Below are 1,751 nucleotides of genomic sequence, written 5' to 3' on the forward strand. Positions count from 1 at the left end.
GACAAAAGCGGTCGTTTAACGACTGATTTTGTCCGGTATTTTCTCGTTTATATATTTATTTTTATCCCTGGGCTGCCTTTTGACGTGCCCAATCTGCTAATCTTTCCAGATTGAGTGTCATCAACGCTAACCCCAGGGCATTTTTAACCTCCTGTTTTCCTCGATGTTTGGTCCTGCGATAACCCATATTTTGTTTTAGACGTGCGAAAACAGGCTCAACGTCAAATTTGCGTCGCCGATAGATGGCATGACCCTCATCGCTTTGAATCGCGGTCTTGACCAGGTTTCGGAAATAATTCCACGTGCCATTCACGTAAATTTGGCGCAATCGCTGAGCCTTCTTTGTTCTGGATGCTTCACTGGCTGTTTTATTCAGTTGAAAGGCATTGGCCTCATATACCTTGAAGTTTCGTTCAAAGCCATACTTGTCGTGTCGTTTGCTGTACCGTTTAAAATCGAAACGAACTCCCTGTGGATCAATGTAGTAGTCGTCTTCGGCGCTGTAGATCCAATTGTCTGGATATTTTGGATTGGACTTATAACGCTTCTTTAGTTCACGATCCATAGTGCTGTAGGGAATCAATACCTGTTGATTTAACTCATCAATGATTACTGTATAATTGTATTCACTGCCATAACCGGCATCGGCGACGATTGTTTCAAACATTTCGCGGCACTCCATTTGCTTTAGGAATGGTACTAAAGTCCGCGTGTCTGTTGGATTGCTGTAAATATCATAGTCAATCGTAAACTGGTTGTTCGTCGCAATTTGAAGATTGTATCCCGGCTTAAGCTGTCCGTTGAGCATCGGATCTTCCTTCATTCGCATAAAGGTGGCGTCGTGATCAGTCTTTGAATAGCTGTTACGCTTTCCAAACGTTGCCATTTGTTGATGATACTTCTTTAACCTTGGAAGATAGTCTTCTTTTAGCTTACGAATGTACTTCTTGACTTTGCGGCGTTTTCGTTTGTTTTCGGAACCACCCTTGATAATCTTTGGTTCAGCTTCGATAGCTTGATTAAGTTGTTCCACTTCTTTTTCCAGCTGGTCAGTAATGGTTTCAACGCCGTGAACGGTCTTCATTTCTTCTTTTTCAATCGCCGGTTTGACATCATTTTCAACCAGTTCATCATAGAGCTCACCAACGTGCTCCTCCAGTTTGGCTTGATACTTCTCGGTGGAACGTTTCCAGACGAACGAATACTTATTGGCATTGGCTTCAATCTTTGTCCCATCAATGAACAGGGCATCTTGGGTAATCAAGCCTAATTCATGAAGCTTCCCAGTAAACTGTATAAAGACTCTCTTCAATAGTTGGGCGGTCTTTTCATTGGTAATGAAGGAATTGATCGTATGGTAGGAGAAAGTCTGTTGCTGAACCAGCCACATCATAGGCAAGTTTTCTTGCATCATCAATTCAATCTTGCGCCCTGAAAACTGCCGACGGGAATAGCCGTAAAGAATGGCTTTCAAAAGAATTCCAGGGTGAACTGCTGGACGACCAGTTGATTTATTATGGCCACCGGCATCAAGTAATACCTCATTAGGAATGGAATTGACGAAATCATTAATCAAATTCACAATATGATCCGGTGCGACTTTGAGTTCATATTGTAGTGATAATTGAAGCTGACCTGTGGTACAATTTTGATACATGGGAATCGACTCCTTTGGTTGATTTGTGGTTATTTCTATCATAACAGGAGTTTGGTTCCTGTATACATAAAACCCGGATGATCCGCAATTATCT

1 protein-coding gene is annotated in these 1,751 nt (G+C 42.0%); it reads right to left on the minus strand.

The genetic code is table 11. From position 1 onward, the window contains the following. Nucleotides 1-61: 61 nt before the first annotated feature. Nucleotides 62-1,751: IS1182 family transposase (locus ACLUWI_RS10050; RefSeq protein ID WP_412147211.1), on the minus strand; the 1,690-nt coding region annotated here is incomplete at its 5' end.

The sequence above is a fragment of the Limosilactobacillus mucosae genome (genome assembly GCF_046939755.1).
GTDB classification, from domain to species: domain Bacteria; phylum Bacillota; class Bacilli; order Lactobacillales; family Lactobacillaceae; genus Limosilactobacillus; species Limosilactobacillus mucosae_A.